The sequence below is a fragment of the Pseudomonas sp. FW305-96 genome (assembly GCF_058783825.1).
Window position 1 is genome coordinate 63,100 of the sequence record NZ_JBYSYW010000025.1, and the last position, 21,221, is coordinate 84,320.

The 21,221-nt window shown below is 69.9% G+C and carries 2 protein-coding genes; both read right to left on the bottom strand.

The window, feature by feature from the left end:
• Positions 1–9: 9 nt before the first annotated feature.
• Positions 10–14,544, bottom strand: coding sequence for a non-ribosomal peptide synthetase (locus tag AC3WL2_RS18370; RefSeq protein WP_102683883.1), 14,535 nt, complete (start codon positions 14,542–14,544; stop codon positions 10–12).
• The coding region (locus AC3WL2_RS18375) for an amino acid adenylation domain-containing protein (RefSeq protein WP_492574582.1) at positions 14,541–21,221 on the bottom strand (6,681 nt) is incomplete at its 5' end. The genes AC3WL2_RS18375 and AC3WL2_RS18370, both read right to left, overlap by 4 nt.

Consider the following 21,221-nt stretch of genomic DNA (forward strand, 5'->3'; position numbering starts at 1 on the left):
ACGACGGTGTTACTGCTTCACCCTGCTGTGATACAGGGCCTGCCCGTCATGCCACCAGGCGGCCAGGCTGAACACATCCGGCACCTTGAGGATGCTGAAATGGTTGCCTGGCCCCTGCCACACCTCTAACTGCGGCAGCCATTCACGCCAGCCGTCTTCCATCACCTGTTGCTCGCCCTGGTTGCCGGCCGCGTCCAGGCTCGGATCGGCCACCAGCACCAGCCGCGCCAGACCATCGAATCCACCCTCGGGGCGATACACCGTGCGCAGCGCCGTGGCGAAGGTTCGCACCACGCCTTCAAGCGCCTGCGGCGAAGAGCGCGACGGCATCAGGCCGACCCGTACCATCGCCGCGTGCAACTGACGCAGCTGTTCCTGATCGTCGGTTTCAGCGAAGGCTACAGGTTCGATGCCCAACGTCTTGCCGGTGGACAGTTGCAACGACTCGACAAGCCGCTGCAGGGCCTGGGTAAAGGTGTACGGCTTGCCGCAACTGCCCCCCGCGCCCGGCGCCTCGCTGTCGATCAGGGTCAGGGAGCGCACCTCGCGCCCCTTGGCCTGCAGGCGTATCGCCATGGCATGGGCCACCCAGCCACCGAACGAATGCCCGACCAGGTTCAACGGTCCTTCGGGGTACAGCGCCTCGATGGCCTGGGCATGGCACGCCGCAGCCACCTCGACCGAGCAATGGGGCACTTCACCCGCAGCCAGGCCACGCGCCTGCAGGCCATGCACCGGCCAGTCCGGCCCCAGCGCCTCGGCCAGGCCGATGAAGCTGGTCACGCTGTCGCCGGCGCCCGGCACGCAGAACACCGGCACATGGCCCGGCACGCCACTCTGGATTGCCAGTAGCGGCTGGTGCGCCGCCGGCGCGAGCGCCGACGCGGCCTGCATCGCCTGGGCGATGGCCTGGCCGAGCACGGCGGCTTGCGGGTCCTGCACCATGCTCTGGTGATCGCCCGGCACGCTCAGGCACTTCAGCTCCTGCCCAGGCAAGGCCTCGGCCCAGCCCAGGCTCGGGCTGTCGGTGACGATACCGGCGCTGCGCTGTTCGGCGATGAACAAGTGCAGCGGCACCGGCAACGGCGCCAGGCGATAGTGAGCCAGGGCATGGCCATGGGCCAGGTGACGCTCGAAGAAGTGGCGCAACTGTCCATCGCTGGCCTGGGCCAGGCCGGGCACCAGCAACTGCCGCTCACGGCAGTGGGCAAGCAGTGCCTCGAAGGGCAATGCGCCCGGCTGCAACGCCTCGATCTCGGCCAGTTGCATAGCCCCCGCCTCGCCCTGCGCCTGCCAGTGCACGCGGCAATGCAGCAGCAACTGCGCTTGCACCAGATGCGGCCCTTGCCAGCGCGCCTTGCCCTGGTCGCTCAGGCGCGGCACGTAGGTGTCGATCAGGCCGACGAAGGCCACCGGCTCGTCCGCACCCAGCAATTGCGCCGCTACCTCGTAGGCCAGCACACCGCCGAACGACCAGCCGGCCAAGCGATACGGCCCGTGTGGCTGCACGGCGCGAATCTGCCGCACCAGGCGCGCAGCCAGGCACTCCATGTTGTTCAATTGCACCTGCCCGACGGCGACGCCGGCCAGCCCATAGACAGGGAAATCACCTTCGGTATGCCGCCCCAGGACCGGGAAATACAGGTCCAGGCCACTGAACTCATGGATCAGGAACAGTGCTGGCTGGCTGCCTGCGGCACGCACCGTGACCAGGCCTTGCGCCTCGTCCTCGGCCGCCACCTCGTCGAGCAGCGGCGCCAGGGCGGCAATGGTCGGGTGCTGGAACAGCTGGGCCAGGGTCGTGTGCAGGCCGGCCTGGCGCATCTCGCCCATCAGGCGGATCGCCGACAGCGAATGCCCGCCCAGTTCGAAGAAGCTGTCATGCCGCCCCACCCGCTCGACCTCGAGCACCTGCGCCCACAGCGCGGCCAACGCCTGCTCCACAGGCGTAACCGCCGCCTCGAACACCGCCACGGCAAGGTCTTGCGCGCCCGGCAGCGGCAGCGCCCGCCGGTCGACCTTGCCGTTGTTGGTCAGCGGCAGCGCCTCGAGTGCGACGAACGCCGCCGGCAACATGTACTCCGGCAACCGATCGCGCAGGAAAGCGCGCAGTGCCGCACCGTCCAGGTCCATGTCGGTACGGGTGTACCACGCCACCAGGCGCAACGGCCCCTGTTCCAGGCGCAAGGCCATGACCACGGCCTCCTCCAGTCCCGGGCACTGGGCCAGGTGCTGCTCGACCTCGCCCAACTCGATGCGAAAACCGCGGATCTTCACCTGGTCGTCGGTGCGGCCCAGGCATTCCAGCTGGCCATCCTCGCGCCAGCGGGCCAGGTCACCGGTGCGGTACAACCTCGCCCCGACAGCTACGGCGAACGGATCGTGGAGGAAGCGTTCGGCGGTCAACTGCGGACGATTCAGATAGCCGAGGGCGACGCCGTCGCCACCGATGTACAGCTCGCCGGTGACGCCCTCGGGCAGCAAGCGCCCGTGGCAATCGAGGACATAGGCCGTGGTGTTGCTGATCGGGCCGCCGATGGGCACGTGCTCGCAGCCGTCGACCAGCGCCCGCACCGTGCTGGCGGTGGCGAAGGTGGTGGTCTCGGTAGGCCCGTAGCAGTGCACCAGGCGCAACTGCGGCGCCCGGGCCAACAAGGCGCGGAAGCTGGCAGGCTCGCCGCGCTCGCCGCCGCACAGCAGGATGCGCAGCCCGGCCAGGGCTTCGGGGATCAGCTGCACATACTGGTTGAACAGCGCCGTGGTGACGAACATCACGCTGGCGCCGCCCTGGCGCAGGGCGGCGGCGAACTGCGCCGGCTCGACCAGGGTCTGGTGGTCGATCACCAGCACCTGGCCGCCGTTGAGCAGGCCGCCCCAGACATCCATGGTCGCGGCGTCGAACGCCGGGTTGGCGACGAAGGCGAAACGGTCCGTGGCGTTGAAGTCGGCATAGCCGTTGTTCAGCACCAGCCGGGCGATGCCGCGATGAGTCACCCGCACGCCTTTCGGCGTGCCGGTGGAACCGGAGGTGTACATCACGTAGGCCACCGCGTCGGTCTCCAGGGCCAGGCCCGGGTTGTACGCGGGCTGCTTATCCAGCGCCAGGCAGTCCAGGTCGATGCGCCGCGCCTCGCAATCGGCCGCCAGGCTGCCGAGGGTCAGCAGCATCACCGCCTGGCAGTCCTTGACCATGAACGCCTGGCGCTCGGCCGGGGCGTTGATGTCCAGCGGCACGTAGATCGCCGAACACTTGAGCACGGCCAACTGCGCGACCAGCAAAGGCAGCGAGCGTGGCAGCAGGATCGCCACATGATCGCCGGCCGCCACCCCCTCGCCGATCAGCCAGTGCGCCAGGCGGTTGGCCTGCTCATTGAGCTCGGCGTAACTCAGCTGGCGCTCATCATGCAGCGCCGCCAGCGCCAATGGATGGCGCGCCACCTGTTGCTCGAACAGGTAGTGCACCGGCACCGACCTGGGGTAGTCGCGCTGCGTGGCGTTGTAGCCGAGCAATCGGCGACGCTCCTCGGCCGGCACGATGTCCAGCCGCTCCAGGCCTTGCTCGGGATCATGTACCAGGGCCTCGACCAGGTGTGCGAGAGCCTGCTCGAGGTAACCGCACAGACGCCGGGCGTCCAGGCCCGCCGCGCACTGCGCGGTCAGGCTGAAGCGCTCCCCGAGGTCGTCGATGCTCAGGGCCAGCGGGTAGTTGCTGCGTTCCTGCGCATGCAGCAGCTCGATGCCCTGCCAGGCACGCCCATTGGCAGTGTCATGGGCCAGCGCGGCGGCACTGTGGCGGTAGTTGAGCAAGGCGCTGAACAGCGGCGCACCGGGCGGCAAGGCACTGCAGCGCTGCGCCAGGGCCAGTTGCGCATGCTCGTGCACCAACAGCCCGGTCAGCCGGCGGTGGGTGTCGAGCAGCGCCTCACGTACCGGCAGGCGGCCCACGTCCAGGCGCAGCGGCAAGGTGTTGATGAACACGCCCAAGGCCCGCTCCATGCCTTCACCGCCCTGCAGGCGACCAAGCAGCACGGTGCCGAACACCACGCTGTCGCGCCCCGACAACTGCCCCAGCACCAGGCCCCAGGCCAGGTGCATCAGGCTGGCCGCGCCCACACCCAGCAGCCGCGCCTGTTCGCGGGCCCGCCGCGCCAGCTCGTCGTCCAGCCAGTGCTGGGCTTCGGCCACGGCGTCGGCGTGGGCCAGCGGATGCGGACCGTAGGCCAGGGTCGGCTCGTCGATATCACCCAACTGCTCGCGGAAGTACGCCTCATGCTCGGCCTCGCCGGCACCCTGCAGCACCTGGGCGATGTAGTTGCGGTACGGCACCGGCGGCGGCAAGCGCAGCTGCTCGCCGAGCAGGCAGGCCTCCAGTTCGGCGCGCAACACGTCCTGGGCCACGTGATCCATGACCAGGTGGTGGAACAGCAAGGTGGCGGTGATCCGCCCGCTGCTCGGGTCCTGGCGGTGCACCAGGCGCAGGAGCGGCGCGCGGGTCAGGTCCAGGCGCAGGCTGACCGGCTCATCCGCGGCCAGTTCCTGCACGGGCAACGCCGCCTGGCGCCATACCACCTGCACCGGCTGCGCCAGACCTTCCCAGTACAACGAAGAGCGCAAGATGTCGTGCCGGGCGATCACCTGGTCCAGCGCCTGGCGCAACGCCTCCAACCGAGCCTGGTCGGCCACCGCGAAACGCGCCTGCAGCAGGTAGGGATCGTCACCCTCGCTGGCCAGGTGGTGATAGAGGATCCCCGCCTGCAACGGCCCCAGCGGATAGATGTCCTGTACATTGGCGGCACCGCCAGGCACCTGATCGACGATCCGCTCGATGTGCGACTGCTCCAGCGCCACCAACGGCAGCAAGTCCGGCGTGATGCGCCGGCAATCACTGCCGATGCGGTTGGCCGGTACCCGGCTTCCGCCATGCTGGCTCAGGGTCGCGGCCACGGCGGCCAGGGTCGGTTCGGCGAACAGCACGCGGATGTCCGCGTCCAGGCCCTCGGCGCGCAAGCGGGCGATCAGGGTCACGGCCAGCAGCGAGTGGCCACCGAGCTCGAAGAAATGGTCCTGGCGCCCTACCCTCGGCACATTGAGCAACTCGGCCCATAGCGCCGCCAGATGGCGCTCGGCCTCGCCTTGCGGCGCCTCGTAGGCACGGCTGAGCACCGCGTCGGCACCAGGGTCGGGCAGACGCTGGCGGTCGAGCTTGCCATTGGCCGTCAATGGCATGGCCGGCAATGCCACATAGGCCGACGGCACCATGTAGTCCGGCAAGCGCGCCTGGGCATGCTTGCGCAATGCCGCCACGCCCGGCACCGCATCGTCGGCCGTGAACCAGGCGACCAGGCGCTCGCCGCGCAGCAGCACCGCCACTTCGCGCACACCCGGATGGCTGGCCAGGCAGGCCTCGATCTCGCCCAACTCTATGCGCAGACCGTGCAGTTTCACCTGGAAATCGTTGCGACCAAGGAATTCCAGCTCGCCATCGGCGCGGCGGCGCACCAGGTCGCCGCTGCGGTACAGGCGCTCATCGACCACGAACGGGCTGGCGCCGAAACGTTCGGCCTCCAGCGCCGGCAGGCCCAGATAGCCACGCGCCACGCCGACACCACCGATGTACAACTCGCCCACCACGCCCCGCGGTACCGGCAGGCCGTTGCTGTCGAGCACATACAGGCGGGTGTTGGCGATCGGCCGACCGATCGGTGGCGCCTCTTCGGGCACGGGCTGCCGGGGCTCGAGGGTCCAGACGCAGCAGTCGACGGTGGCCTCGGTGGGGCCGTAGACGTTGTGCAGCCGAACCTGCGGCAGGCGCTCGCGCAACTGGCGCAGCAACGCCGAAGTCAGCTCGCCACCGCCACAAACCACATCGGTGAGGCTGTCGCAGGCCGCGCTGGCCTCCAGGGCGAGGAACTGCTGCAGCAGTGCGGGCACGAACTGCACCACGCTGACCCGCTGGCGCTGGATCAGCGCCGCCAGGTAGTCCGGGTCGCGCTGGCCATCCGGGCGCGCCAGCACCAGGCGCAGGCCGGCACACAGCGGCCAGAACAGCTCCCATACCGACGCATCGAAGCTCACCGGGGTCTTGTGCAGCAGCGCACCTGATGCGCTCGGGGCGATCAGCCGCGAACTCCAGTGCACCAGGTTGCACAGGCTGCGGTGCTCGACCATCACCCCTTTCGGCGTGCCGGTGGAGCCGGAGGTGTAGATCACGTAGGCCAGGTGGCGGGCGCCAAGGCCCGGCACCTGTGGATTGTCCGGCGACTGCTCGGTCCAGTCCGGCTGGTCGAGGTCCAGCCGCGCCACCGGGCTGTCGCTGAAGCGCCGGTTGCTGGCGGCATCCACCAGCAACGCCAGCGGCGCGCTGTCTTCGAGCATGTACGCCAGGCGCTCATCCGGGTAGCCCGGATCCAGCGGCACGTAGGCGCCACCGGCCTTGAGCACCGCCAGCAGCCCGACCAGCAACCGTGGCCCCCGCGCCAGGCACACGGCGACCCGGCTGTCGGCGACCACGCCCTGTTCGATCAGGCGGTGGGCCAAGCGGTTGGCCGCCGCATTCAATTCGGCGTAGGTCAGTTGCCCGTCCTCGGCCTGCACCGCGATGGCCTGCGGCGTACGCGCCACCTGCGCCTCGAACAGCGCGTGCAGCGGTTGCTGCAGGCCGCCGATCCGCTCGCTGGCGTTGCAGGCCACCAGTTCCTGGCGACGTTCGGCGGCGCCGAGCAGCTCGACCTTCGCCGGCACGGCCTGGTCGCTGCCCGCCATCGCCCAGAGCAGTTGCTCCAGGTAACCCAGGTGCCGCTCGATGGTCGCCCGGTCGAACAGCGCGGTGGCGAACTCCAGGGCGCCGCCGTAGCCGTCGGCGGTCTCGCCCAGGCTCAGGGTCAGGTCGAACTTGGCGAAGGTCTGCGTGCCACCCAGCGCCTCCAGCTGCAGCCCACCCAGGCGCAGGGCCTCGCCCGGCACACCGTTCCACGCCAGCGATACCTGGTACAGCGGTGTGTGGGCCAGGCTGCGCGGCGGGTGCAAGCGTTCCACCACCTGTTCGAACGGCAGGTCCTGATGGTCCTGGGCCTGGCTCACGCAGGCCTTGACCCGGGCCAGCAGCGCGCCGACATCGGGGCTGCCGGCGGTATCGATGCGCAGCGCCAGGGAGTTGACGAACAAGCCGATCAGCCCCTCGACCTCGGCCTGCCGGCGGTTGGCCACCGGGGTGCCGATCACTACCTCGGCCTGGCCGGACAGGCGCGCCAGCAACACCGCCCAGGCGCCGGCGAAGAGCATGAACGGGGTGACCCCATGACGCAGGCACAGCGCCCGCAGGTCTTCGCTCAAGCGCCGATCCAGGCGCACTTCTACGCGGTCGCCAAGGTAGTCCTGACGGGCCGGTCGTGGCCGGTCGGTGGGCAGGGTCAGCAGCACCGGCGCACCGGCCAGGGCCTGGCTCCAGTAGTCGCCCTGGCGCTGCAAGGCCTCACCGCTCAGCCAGCGACGCTGCCACAGGGCGTAGTCGCCGTACTGGATCGCCAGCGCCGGCAGCGGGTCGTCGCGGCCTTCGCTGAAGGCCTGGTACAACGTCGCCAGCTCCTGGGTGAACACCCCCATCGACCAGCCGTCGGCAACGATATGGTGCAAGGTCAGCAACAGCACATGGTGGTCCGCCGCCAGGCACAGCAGGCGGCCGCGCACCGGCAACTGGTGCGCCAGGTCGAATGGCAGCATCGCCTCGGCCTGCATCAGCTCGGGCAACTGCTGCGCCGCGCCGCGCAGGTCATGCCAGGCCAGGGCGAAGCCGCCCCGTCCGGGCGCCACCCGCACCCGCGCCTCGGCGCCTGTCTGGGTGAAGTGGCTGCGCAGGCTCTCGTGGCGCTCGACGATGCGCTCCAGCGCCCGCTCCAGGGCCTCGCGGTCCAGCGGGCCGCGCAAGGCCAGGCCCAGGGGAATATGGTAGGCGGCGCTGGCATCGTCCATCTGCGCCAGGAACCACAGCCGTTGCTGGGCGAACGACAGCGGCAGGGACTGCCCGCGCGGCGCCGGCTCGATGGCCGGCAGCACGTCGTGGCGATCCTCGGCCAGGGTCGCCGCCACCGTCAGCAGGCGGTCGTCGGCGAACAGCTCGCCCAGCGACAGCTCCAGGCCCAGCCGCGTGCGCACCTGGCCCACCATGCGCATGGCCAGCAGCGAATGACCGCCCAACTCGAAGAAGCGGTCCTGACGCCCCACCCGCTTGAGCTGCAACAGCTCGCACCACAGCTCGGCCAGGGCAACCTCCAAGGCCCCTGCCGGGGCCTCGTAGGCCTGGCTGCCCGCTTCGCGCTCGGGCAACGGCAGGGCCCGGCGGTCGACCTTGCCGTTGGCGGTCAGTGGCCAGGCATCCAGTTGTACCCACGCCGCCGGCACCATGTAGGCCGGCAGGCGTTGTTGCAGCGCGGCACGCAGGGTACCGACCGGCTGCGCCTCGGCGCCGGCAATGTAGTAGGCCACCAGCCGCGGCTGCCCGGGCTGGTCCTCGCAGGCCACCACCAGCGCTTCGGCGACCCCCTCCAGGGCGAGCAGCTGCGCCTCGATTTCCCCCAGTTCGATGCGCAGGCCGCGCACCTTCACCTGGTCGTCGTTACGGCCCAGGTAGTCCAGGGTGCCGTCGGCATTCCAGCGCGCCAGGTCGCCAGTGCGGTACATGCGTGCGCCGGGCACCTCGCTGAACGGATCTTCGAGGAAACGCTCGGCGCTCAGGTCTGCGCGGTTCAGGTAGCCGCGGGCCACACCGGCCCCGCCCACGTAGAGTTCGCCGGCCACACCGCACGGCACCAACTGCCGCGCATCATCCAGCAGGTACACGCGGGCATTGGCGATCGGCCGGCCGATGTCCAGCACGCCGCCCGGCAGCACCAGGCCCGAGGTGGCGACCACGGTCGCCTCAGTGGGGCCGTAGTTGTTGACCACGACAAAGCCGGGGTCGCTAGTGAACTGGCGCAGGCGGTCGCCGCCGATCAGCAAGGTGCGCAGGGTCGGATGACGCAGCCCCTGGGTGAAGGCGTACTCGGCCACCGGGGTCGGCAGGAACGCCACCTTCAGGGGTTGCTCCAGCCACCAGGCCAGCAGACCGTCGAGCTGCTCGTTGCCCAACTGCGCTGGTGGCAAGTGCAGCACCGCCCCGGCGCACAGCGCCGGCCATACTTCCCAGGCCATGGCGTCGAAACCGAAGCCGGCGACGCTGGCGGTGTGATCCCCCGCGCCCAGCTCGAAGGCCTTGCAGTGCCAGTGCACCAGGTTGGCCAGGGTGCGGTGCTCGACCATCACGCCCTTGGGCTGGCCGGTGGAGCCGGAGGTGTAGATCACGTAGGCCAGGTGGCTGGCCTGCAGGCCGGCGACCTCGGGGTTGTCCGCACGCTCCGGCCAGTGCGGCCTGTCCAGTGCCTGCGCCGCCACGCCCAGCCCTTCAAGGCGCACCAGCAACGCCTGCTGCGCCAGCACCACCACCGGGGCGCTGTCCTCGAGCAGATAGCGCAGCCGCTCGTCCGGGTGCGCCGGGTCCACCGGCACGTAGGCGCCACCGGCCTTGAGCACCGCAAGCAACGCCACCAGGGTGTCGAGGCCTCGGCGGGCCACCACGGCCACCCGCTCGTCGGGGCCGACACCTTGCCCGATCAGGTAATGGGCCAGGGCGTTGGCGCGCAGGTTCAGCTCGCCATAGGAGAGGGGCATGTCGCCTTGGCTGGCGGCCAGTGCCTGCGGTGCGCGGGCCGCCTGGGCCTCGACCAGGCCATGCACGGTCTGCCCGTTCGGGAACGCCAGGGCACTGCGATTGAAGGTGTCCAGCAGGCGCTTGCGCTCGGCCCCGCCCACCAGTTCGACCTCGGCCAGCGGCGCCTGGTCATTGGCCACCATGGCGCGCAGCATGCTGTCCAGATACCCGGCGAAGCGGCGCACGGTGCTTTCATCGAACAGTGCTGTGGCGTACTCGAGGCTGCCGACCAGTGCCTCGCCCTGCTCGCCCATGCTCAGCGACAGGTCGAACTTGGCTACCTGGCCGACCTGTTCCACGCCTTCCAGCTGCAGCCCCGCCAGGGTCGGCGCGGCGCCCTCGGTGGCCAGCCAGTTGAGGGTGGTCTGGAACAACGGGGTATGGCCGAGGCTGCGCGCCGGCCGGACGATCTCCACCACCTGCTCGAAGGGCAGGTCCTGGTGCGCCTGGGCGTCGAGCAGGCGGGCCTTGACCTGCGCCAGCAGGCGCTCGGTGCTCGGCGCGCCCGCGGTATCGATACGCAGGGCCAGGGTATTGACGAACAGACCTACCAACGGCTCCAGTTCGGCGCGCCCGCGCCCGGCCACCGGGCAGCCCACCACCACCTCGGCCTGCCCGCAAAGCCGGGCCAGGGTGGCGGCCCAGGCGCTGAGCATAACCATGTACAGCGTCACCTGGTGTCGCTGGGCCAAGGCCCGCAGGCCGGCCCCCAGGCGCGCATCCAGCTGCAGCGCCAGGCTGGCGCCGCTGAAATCCTGGCGCGCCGGTCGTGGCCGGTCGCTGGGCAGGTTCAGCAGCGTCGGCGCGCCGTCCAGGGCCTGGCGCCAATAGTCGGCCTGACGTTGCAGTTGCTCACCGGCCAGCCAGCGCCGCTGCCACACGGCGTAGTCGCCATATTGGATGGCCAGCGCCGGCAGCGGGTCGTCCTTGCCCTCACGCAGCGCCGGGTACAGCGCGTTCAATTCGCGGGTCAGCACGCCGAGGGACCAGCCATCGGCGACGATATGGTGCACGGTGAGGAGCAGCACATGGTGCGCCTCACCCAGGCGCAGCAGGCTGGCCCGCAGCAACGGCCCCGTCGTCAGGTCGAAGGGGGCGGAGGCCTCGTCGCGCAGGTGCCCGGCCAGTGCCTGCGGTGCCAGCGTCCGGCGCTGCAACCAGCCGGGTTGCGGGGTCGCGGCGATGATCACCTCGGCACTGTCGCCACAGGGCACGAAGCGACTGCGCAGGCTCTCGTGGCGCGCGACGATGCGCAGCAAGGCGGCCTCCAGCGCGTCGGCATCCAGTGTTCCGCGCAGGCCCAACGCCAGCGGCACGTTGTAGGCCTGGCTGCCGCCTTCCAGTTGAGCGAGGAACCACAGGCGCTGCTGGGCAAACGACAGCGGCAAGGGTTGCTCCCGAGGCACCGCGACCAGCGCTGGCAGCTCGCTGCGCCCGGCGCCGGCCAGCACCTGGGCCACCGCCGCCAGCTCGGGATTGGCGAACAGGTCGGCCAGGGCCAGTTCCACGCCAAGGCGCAGCCGCACCTGGGAAACCATGCGCATGGCCAGCAGCGAATGCCCGCCCAGCGCGAAGAAGTGGTCATGCCGGCCAACCCGCTCCACGTGCAGCAGCTCGCCCCACACCTGGGCCAGGGCCTCTTCCAGTTCGCCTTCGGGAGCCACGTAGGTGCGCTCGAACAGGGCCGATCGTTCCGGCGCCGGCAGCGCACGGCGGTCGAGCTTGCCGTTGGCGGTCAGGGGCAGTGCGTCCAGCGACACATACGCCACCGGTACCATGTACTCCGGCAGATGGGCCAGCAACTGCCCGCGCAGCTGCTCAGGCTGGGCCGGCTCCAGGCCCGCCTGAGCGGTGAAGTAGGCCACCAGCCGCGGTTGGCCGGGCTGGTCCTCACGGGCCACCACCACCGCCTCGCCGATGCCCGGCAAGCTGTTCAGGCGGCTTTCGATCTCACCCAGTTCGATGCGCACGCCGCGAATCTTCACCTGGTCGTCGTTGCGGCCCAGGTAATCGAGGGTGCCGTCGGCCAGCCACCGCACCAGGTCGCCGGTGCGGTACATGCGTGCACCGGGTGTCGTGCTGAACGGGTCGTCGAGGAAGCGTTCGCGGGTCAGTTGCGCACGGTCCAGGTAGCCGCGGGCGACCCCGGCGCCGCCGATGTAGAGCTCGCCGGGCACACCCAGGGGCACGGGCTGCAGATACGCATCGAGCACGTACAGGCGGGCGTTGTCCACGGCGCCGCCGATGTGCAGGGCGCCGCCCGCCTCCACCACGCCGGAGCTGGCCACCACGGTGGTCTCGGTGGGGCCGTAGTTGTTGACCACGGCGAAGGTCTGGGTGCGGTTGAACTGGCGCAGGCGGTCGCCGCCGATCAGCAAGGTGCGCAGGGTCGGGTGTTCGAGCTGGTGGCTGAAGGCATACTCGGCCACCGGCGTGGGCAGGAAACTGACATCCAGCGGCTGGGCGCGCCACCAGGCCAGCAGCGCGTCAAGGTCCTCGTGGCCTTCGCTGGACGGGGCCAGGTGCAGGGTCGCCCCCGCGCACAGCGCCGGCCAGACTTCCCAGGCCATGGCGTCGAAGCCGAAGCCGGCCAGGCTCGAGGTGTGACGCCCCTGGCACAGATCGAACGCGCGGCAGTGCCAGTCCACCAGGTTGTTCAGGTTGCGGTGTTCGACCATCACCCCCTTGGGCTGGCCGGTGGAGCCTGAGGTATAGATCACATAGGCCAGGTGCGCCGGGCTCAGGCCGCTCACCTGGGGATCGTCACAGCGCGCCGGCCAGTCCGGCTGGTCGAGTGCCAGCACCGGCACCGCGCCTGTGCCCAGGCGGCCGCGCAGCGCCTGCTGGGTCAGTACGGCCACTGGCGCGCTGTCATCCAGCAGGTAACGCACGCGCTCGTCGGGGTGTGCCGGGTCCACCGGCACGTAGGCGGCGCCGGCCTTGAGCACCGCGAGCAGGCCGACCAGGGTGTCCAGGCCGCGCCGGGCGAACACCGCCACCCGGTCGTCGGGGCGCACGCCCAGGCCGATCAGCTGATGGGCCAGGGCGTTGGCGAGCTGATTCAACTGCTGGTAACTCAGCGACTGGTCGTCACAGGTGGCGGCCAGGGCCTGCGGATGGGCCTGGGCCACGGCCTCGATGCGCCGGTGCAACGGCCCATGAGTGTCTGTGGCGCCGGGGGTCTGGTTGAAGGCTGCCAGTATGTGCTCGCGCTCTTCGTCCGGCAGTATCGGCAACGCGCGGACGGCAACAGCGGGTGCTTGCACCAAGGCCGCGAGCAGGCTGCGCAGGGTCTGCTCCAGATAGGCGCAGACGCGTTGCGCCGGCACTTCGGGGCTGGCCAGCAAGGTCAGGCGGAAGGCTTCGCCGAAGTCGTCGACGCTCAAGGTCAACGGGTAGTTGGTGGCCTCGGCGGCATGCACGATCTCGATACCTGCCCAGCCTGCCCGGCGCACCGCCTCGGAACCCGAGGGCGCGCTGTGGCGGTAGTTGAGCAAGGCGTTGAACAATGGCGTCGGTGCCGCCACGCCGCTGCAGCGCTGGGCCAGGGCCAGGGGCGCATGCTCGTGGCGCATCAGCGTGCTCAGGCGCTGGTGGGTAGCCTTGATCGCCGTGGGCAGGTCGACGGCATCCAGGGCGACCCGCAGCGGCAAGGTATTGATGAAAATGCCCAGCGCCCGGTCGGTGGCTTCGGCACCTTGCAGGCGCCCCATCAGCACGGTGCCGAACACCACCTGCTCGCGCCCGGTCAGGCCACCCAGCACCCGCGCCCAGGCCAGGTGGAACAGGCTGGCGACGCTCACCCCCTGGCTGCGCGCATGGCTGCGCAGGTCGCGGCACAACGCCAGGTCGAGATCCAGGGCGTGCTCGTCCAGCGCCGCGCCGTCACCCTGCACATCGCCCAGGCCATAGGCCAGGGTCGGCCCATCGACGCCCCCGAGCATGTCGCGGAAAAACGCCTCGTGCTCGGCCTCGCTCACGCCCAGCAGGGCCTGGGCCACGTGGTTGCGAAACGGCACCGGCCGGCCCAGATGGGCACTCTCGCCGAGCAGGAAGGCGAGCATTTCGTGGCGCACCACTTCCAGGGCGCTGTGGTCCATGGCCACGTGGTGGAACTGCAGGGTGGCGTGGACCTGCCCGCCGGGCTCCGGCGCCTGGCACTGCAGGCGGATCAGCGGGGCCTGGGTCAGGTCGAAGCCAGTGTCGGGCAACGCGCCGGGAGCCAGTTGCACGACACGCAGCCGGGCCTTGCGCCAGACCACCTGCAGCGGCGTTTCCAGGGTTTTCCAGTGCACCGAGGTGCGCAGGATGTCGTGCCGCTCGATCACCCCTTGCAGCGCCTGGGCGAAGGCCTCGACCCGGCTGCTGTCGGCAAACACGAAGCGCGCCTGCATAACATAGGGATCATGCTCGCCGGCACTGGCGTGGTGGAACAGCATGCCCTGTTGCAGCGGCACCAGCGGGTAGATGTCCTGCACGTTGGCCGCCCCGCCGGGGATGGCCGCGACCAGCTGGTCGAGGCTGTCCTGGTCGAGGTCGGCCAGGCTGAGCATGGCGGACGTGATGCGCTCGCAATCGGCGGGGATGCGGTTCTCCGGCACTTCGACGCTGCCCTGGCGCGCCGCCACGTATTCACCGCGCTCCAGCAGGGCGACCAGCGCCGGCTTGTGCTCGCGCAAGCGTGCCACCAGGGCCGTGTCGGTCAGGGCCTGGCGATTGCCCTGGACCACCAGCTGGCCATCCTTGAGGGCTAGCTGGACATTGTTGGCGGTCAGTGTCGCCAGTAGTTCGTTGATGCTCACAGGACGATCTCCATTCTGTCTGTGATGGCGGCATAGCCTGCCAGCGTCGGGTGTTCGAACAGGCTGCGCACGTCGGCCTCCAGGCCCGCTTCGCGCAGGCGCGAGGTGAGGGTCACCGCCAGTAGCGAGTGGCCACCCAGTTCGAAGAAGTTGTCATGGCGCCCTACCCGCTCCACGCCCAGCAGCTCGCTCCAGATCCGCGCCAGCAGCTGTTCGGTATCGCCGGCCGGCGCCTCGTAGTCGCGGCTCGGCAGGTCAGCTGCCGGCAGCGCCTTGCGGTCGAGCTTGCCGTTGGCGGTCAGCGGCAGGGCCGGCAGCGGAATGAACAGTGCGGGCACCATGTATTCCGGCAGTTGCCCGAGCAACGCTTCGCGCAAGGCCTCGGCCGGCGGCACGTCGCCGGTGACATAGGCCACCAGGCGCGGGCCGGCCGGCTGGGTGTCGTGCACCAGCACCACGGCTTCGCGCACCCCGGCCACACGAGTGAGGCAGGCCTCGATCTCGCCCGGTTCGATGCGCAGGCCGCGCAGTTTGATCTGGTGGTCGGTGCGGCCGAGGAACTCCAGTACGCCGTCGGGACGCTGGCGTACCAGGTCGCCACTGCGGTACAGGCGCTCACCGTCGACGAACGGGCTGGCGATGAAACGCTCGGCCTGTTGCTCCGGCAAGCCCAGGTAGCCCCGCGTCACCCCGGCCCCGCCGATGTGCAACTGACCGGCAACGCCGTACGGCACCGGTTGGTCATGCGCATCCAGCACATACAAGCGGGTGTTGTCGATCGGCCGGCCTATCGGCAATGCACCCGTCGGCAACTGATCCCGCGCTTCCAGGGTCCAGACGCTGCAATCCACCGTGGTCTCGGTGGGGCCATAGACGTTGTGCAGGCGCACCTGCGGCAAGCGCTCGCGTACCTGGCGGGCCAGGGCTTCGGTGAGCTCGCCACCACCGCAGACGATGTCGGTGAGGCTGGCGCAGGCGGCGCTGGCGTCCTCGTCGAGGAACTGCTGCAGCAAGGCCGGCACGAACTGCACCACCTTGACCTGCTGCCGCTCGATCAGCCCCGCCAGGTACTGCGGGTCGCGCTGGCCATCCGGGCGCGCCAGCACCAGGCGCAGGCCCGTGCACAGCGGCCAGAACAGCTCCCACACCGAGGCGTCGAAGCTCACCGGGGTCTTGTGCAGCACCGCGCCTTCGCTCGGGAACAGCCCGGCGCTCCAGTGCACCAGGTTGACCACGTTGCGGTGCTCGACCATCACCCCCTTGGGCACGCCAGTAGAGCCGGAGGTGTAGATCACATAGGCCAGGTGCTGCGAGGTCAGGCCAGGCACCTGCGGGTTGCTGTCCGGCAGGTCGCCCCACGTCGGCTGATCGAGGTCGACCAACGTCGCCGACGAACCCACCAGGGCGCGGGTGGCCTGTTGCACCAGCAACGCTCGCGGCTGGCTGTCGGCGAGCATGTGGCCGAGGCGCTCGGCCGGATAGTCCGGGTCGAGCGGCACGTAGGCGCCACCGGCCTTGAGGATCGCCAGCAGGCCGACCAGCAGCGGCAGGCCGCGCTCGACGCAGATCGCCACCCGGTCGTCGGGTTTCACACCCAGCGCGATCAGGTGATGGGCCAGGCGGTTGGCCTCGGCATTGAGCTGGGCATAACTCAGCTCACCCTGCTCCGCGCAGATGGCCACGGCCTCGGGCGTACGCAGGGCCTGGGCCTCGAACAGCGCCTGCAGGGTCTGTGTCAGCTCGTGAGGCCGCGCCGTGTGGTTGCAGTCGTGCACCAGCTGACGGCGCTCATCGAGCGACAGCACCGGCAGTTTCAGCAACGCCTGGCGTGGCTCGCATGCCAGCGCTTCGACCATGGCCTGCAGCACCTGCCGCAGTTGCTCACAGACCCGCGCGGCGCCGACCGCCGCCGGGGCCAGGGCCACCAGACGGAAGCCTGCACCGATGTCGTCCACGCTCAGGCTCAGCGGATAGTTGCTGCGCTCATTGCTCTGCAGGGTCTCGATACCCTGCAGCGCCAGGCGCTGGGCCTCGTCCGCCTGGGTGCCGTGACGGTAGTTGAGCATCGCGCTGAACAGTGGCGCCGGCGCCGGTACGCCGCTGCAGCGCTGGGCCAGGGCCAGCGACGCATGTTCGTGGGCGAGCAAGGCGCTGAGGCGCTGCTGGGTCTGATGCACGCCGTCCAGCAAGGTCGTGGCGCGCAGGTCCAGGCGCAGCGGCAGGGTGTTGATGAACATGCCCAAGGCCTGTTCGGCGCCCTCGCCAGCCTCCAGCCGGCCCAGCAGCACGGTGCCGAACACCACGCTGTCGCGGCCGCTGGTGGCGGCCAGCAGGCGGGCGTAGGCCAGGTGGAACAGGCTGGCGACGCTGACGCCCAACTGCCGGGCCTGTTGCCGCAGGTCTGCGCACAGGGCGTCGTCCAGCCACAGCTGGGCCTCCTCGATGCCCTGGCCATCGACCTGCACATCGCCCAGGCCGTAAGGCAAGGTCGGCTCGTCGATATCGCCCAATTGCTCGCGGAAGAACGCCTCGTGCTCGGCCTGGCTGACGCCCAGGCGCGCCTGGGCCACGTAGTTGCGGTACGGCGCGCCCTGCCCGGCGGGCACCGCTGCGCCCTGCAGGTAACCGACCAGCTCGCGGCCCAGTACATCCAGAGCGGTATGGTCGAGGACGATATGGTGGAATTGCAACGCGGCCAGCAACCCTGGACCTTGCGGGTCCGACCAGTGGTACAGGCGCACCAGCGGGGCCTGCTCCAGGGCCAGGGCGTGCGGCACCGCGGCTTCATCCGCCACCTCGAACACCGCCAGAGCGGCCTGGCGCCACACCACCTGCACCGCCTGGGGCAGGCCGTCCCACAGCACCGAGGTGCGTAGCACGTCGTGGCGGGCGATCACCTTGCCCAGGGCATCGACGAAGGCGTGCAGGCGTTCTTGGCTGGCGAACGCCATGCGCGAGGCCAGCACGTAGGGGTCGTGCTCCGGCGAACTGAGGTGGTGGTAGAGGATGCCCTCCTGCAACGGCGCCAGCGGGTAGATATCCTGCACGTTGGCCGCGCCGCCCGGCACCATGGCGACGATGCGTTCGATGGCGGCCGGTTCCAGTTCCACCAGTGGCAGCATGTCCGGGGTGATCTGGGTGCAGCCGGCCGGGATCCGGTTGGCCGGGACCTCGACCCGGCGGCCCTGGCCCAGGGTCGCCGCCAGCGCCGCCACCGTCGGCTGGCCGAACAAGGTGCGCACGTCGGCCTGCAGGCCGGCCTGGCGCAGGCGCGCGGTGAGCGTCACCGCCAGCAGCGAGTGGCCGCCGAGTTCGAAGAAGTTGTCGTGGCGACCGACCTGCTCGATACCCAGCACTTCGGCCCAGATCGCGGCTATTGCCACCTCGCAAGCACCGGTCGGCGCGACATAGGCGTGGCGAACCAGGGCCGAGGGATCGGGATCCGGCAGCGCCTTGCGATCCAGCTTGCCGTGGCTGGTCAGTGGCAGTGCGTCCAGGCGGACCAAGGCCTGCGGCAGCAGATGCGCCGGCAGGCTGGCCTGCAAGCCCTCGCGCAAGCGCTCGATATCGACCGTTGCCGCTTCGGTAAACCACGCCAGCAGGCGCTCGTCGCGCACCAGCACCACGGCATCGGCGATGCCCGGCTGGGCCTTGAGCGCGGCCTCGATCTCGCCCAGTTCGACCCGCACACCGCGGATCTTCACCTGGTCGTCGTTGCGCCCCTGGTACTCCAGGGTGCCGTCGGCGTTCCAGCGCACCAGGTCGCCGCTGCGGTACATCCGGCCAGCGGCGAACGGGTCGTCGAGGAAACGCTCGGCGGTGAGGTCGGGGCGGTTGAAGTAGCCACGGGCGACCTGCGCGCCACCGATGTACAGCTCGCCGGTCACGCCGACCGGCACCGGCTGGCGCTGCGCATCCAGCACATAGACGCGGGTGTTGGCGGTCGGCTTGCCGATATGCAGCGCGCCACCCGGCTGAAGTTGACCAGACGTCGCGACCACCGTGGTCTCGGTCGGGCCGTAGTTGTTGACCAGCACGAAGCCCGGATCGCGGTCGAACTGGCGCAGGCGGTCGCCGCCCACCAGCAAGGTGCGCAGGGTCGGGTGCTGGCGTTCGCGGCGCAGTGCCTGCTCGGCCACCGGGGTCGGCAGGAAGCTGACCTGCAGCGGCTGCTGCAGCCACCAGTCGAGCAGTTCGTCGACATGCTCGCCGCCAATATGCGCCGGCGGCAGGTGCAGCACCGCCCCGGCGCACAGCGCCGGCCAGGCCTCCCAGGCCATGGCGTCGAAGCCGAAGCCGGCGACGCTGGAGGTGTGGCTGCCGGCGCCCAGGTCGAAGGCCTGGCAATGCCAGTGGACCAGGTTGGCCAGGGTACGGTGCTCGACCATCACCCCCTTGGGCTGGCCGGTGGAACCGGAGGTGTAGATCACATAGGCCAGCTGATGCTCGTCCAGGCCCTGGACAACCGGATTGTCATCGGCCTGGTCCAGCCAGTCATCGCCATCCAGCGCAACCTTGGCCACCGCGCCCACCAGCGACTCAGTGCTCGATTCGACCAGCACCAGCGTCGGCGCACTGTCACTGAGCAGATAGGCAATACGCTCCGCCGGATAACCCGGATCAACCGGCACATAGGCCGCGCCAGCCTTGAGCACGGCCAGCATCGCCACCAGCCGCTGCGGACCGCGCGGCAGGCACAGCGCCACGCGATCCCCCAGGACCACGCCACGCTTGATCAGGTAATGGGCCAGACGATTGGCGCGCTGGTTCAGCTCGCCATGGCTCAGGCTCACCTCGCCCTGTACCACGGCCAGCGCCTCGGGCGCCTGGGCCTCGACCAGCGCATGCACGGTGTGGCCTTTCGGGTAGCTCGCAGCCGTGGCATTGAAGCCTTCGAGCACTTGGACCTGCGCTGTGTGATCGAGGATGGGCAATGTGTCGACCTGCACCGCGCCATCTTGCTCCAACGCCAGGACCAGCCCGGCCACCGCCGAGTTCATCCAGCCCGCGACCCGCTCGGCGCCGATACCCAACAGGGCCAGCACACTGAAGGTGAAGCCTTCGCCGTGGTCATCCACGCTCAGGGTCAACGGATAGTTGCTGCGCTCCTCGCCGCCCAGCTGATGCATGCCCTGGAAGCTGTCGCTATCAGCCGCGGTCACATCAACCGGGCTGTGACGGTAGTTGAGCAACGCACTGAACAACGGCGACGAGGCCGCCACGCCACTGCAACGCTGGGCCAAGGTCAGCGACGCGTGCTCATGGCCAAGCAGCGCCGACAGCCGCTGGTGGGTAAGCCGCACCGCGTCACTGGCCCCCTTGGCCGTGTCGATGCGCAACGGCAAGGTATTGATGAACACGCCCAACGCACGGTCGGCGCCCTCGCCGCCCTGCAGGCGGCCCATCAGCACGGTGCCGAACACCACGTCGTGACGCCCCGCCAGCACGCCCACCACGCGGGCCCAGGCCAGGTGCATCAGGCTCGCGGCACTGACACCCTGCGCCCGCGCCTGTTCGCGCACCCGGCGCGACAAGGCGGGGTCCAGTGGCAGGCGGGCTTCCTCGATATCACGCCCGTCGCCCTGCACATCGGCCAGGCCCATGGGCAGGGTCGGCTCCTCGACATCGCCGAGCATGTCGCGGAAGAACGTTTCGTGCCCCGCCTGCGCGGCGCCCAGGCGCACCTGGGCCACGTAGGTACGGTACGGCACAGGTGGGCTCAGCAGGTGCTGGCGCCCGGACAGCAACGCCTGCATTTCATGGACAATGACCTCCATCGCCGTGTGGTCCAGGGCCAGATGATGGAAGTGCAGCACCGCGACCACGCGCTGCCCGGCCGGGTCCATGGCGTAGGTCAGGCGCAGCAGTGGCGCCTGGGTCAGGTCCAGGCGCTGCGAACGTGCGTCGAAATGATCGTGCAGGCGCTCGATCACCGCCTCCTCGCCCAGCCCAGTGACTTCGTGCACGTCCAGGCGGGCTTGGCGCCAGACCACCTGCACCGGCTCCGCCAAACCTTCCCAGACCACCGAAGTGCGCAAGATATCGTGGCGGTCGATGACCTGTTGCAAGGCACCGGCACAGGCTTGCAGCCGCTCCAGGCTGTCGAAGGCCAGGCGGGTCTGCAGCAGATAGGGATCACCCTGCTCCGCACTCAGGTGGTGATAGAGGATGCCTTCCTGCAACGGCGCCAGCGGATAGATCTCCTGCACATTGGCGGCGCCGCCCGGCACGCTGGCGACGATGCGGTCGATGCTGGCCTGGTCCAGTTCGATCAGGCTGAGCATCTCTGGGGTGATCCGGGTCGCATCGTGGGGGACACGGTTCTCGGGTACGGCCACCTCTCGTCCAGCGCCCACCGCCGCCGCCAGCGCGACCAGGGTCGGCTGGGCGAACAGCACACGCACGTCGGCAGCCAGGCCGGCCTTGCGCATGCGCTCGACCAGGCTCACCGCCAGCAGCGAGTGGCCGCCCAGTTCGAAGAAGTGGTCGTGGCGACCGACCTGCTCGACCTTGAGCACCTCGGCCCAGATCGCGGCCAGTGCCGTCTCCACCTCGCCCTGCGGCGCCTCGAAGGCGCGGCTGACCACGGCCTCGCTGCCTGGCTGCGGCAGCGCACGGCGGTCGAGCTTGCCGTTGGCGGTCAGGGGCAACGCGTCCAGACGTACATAAGCCGACGG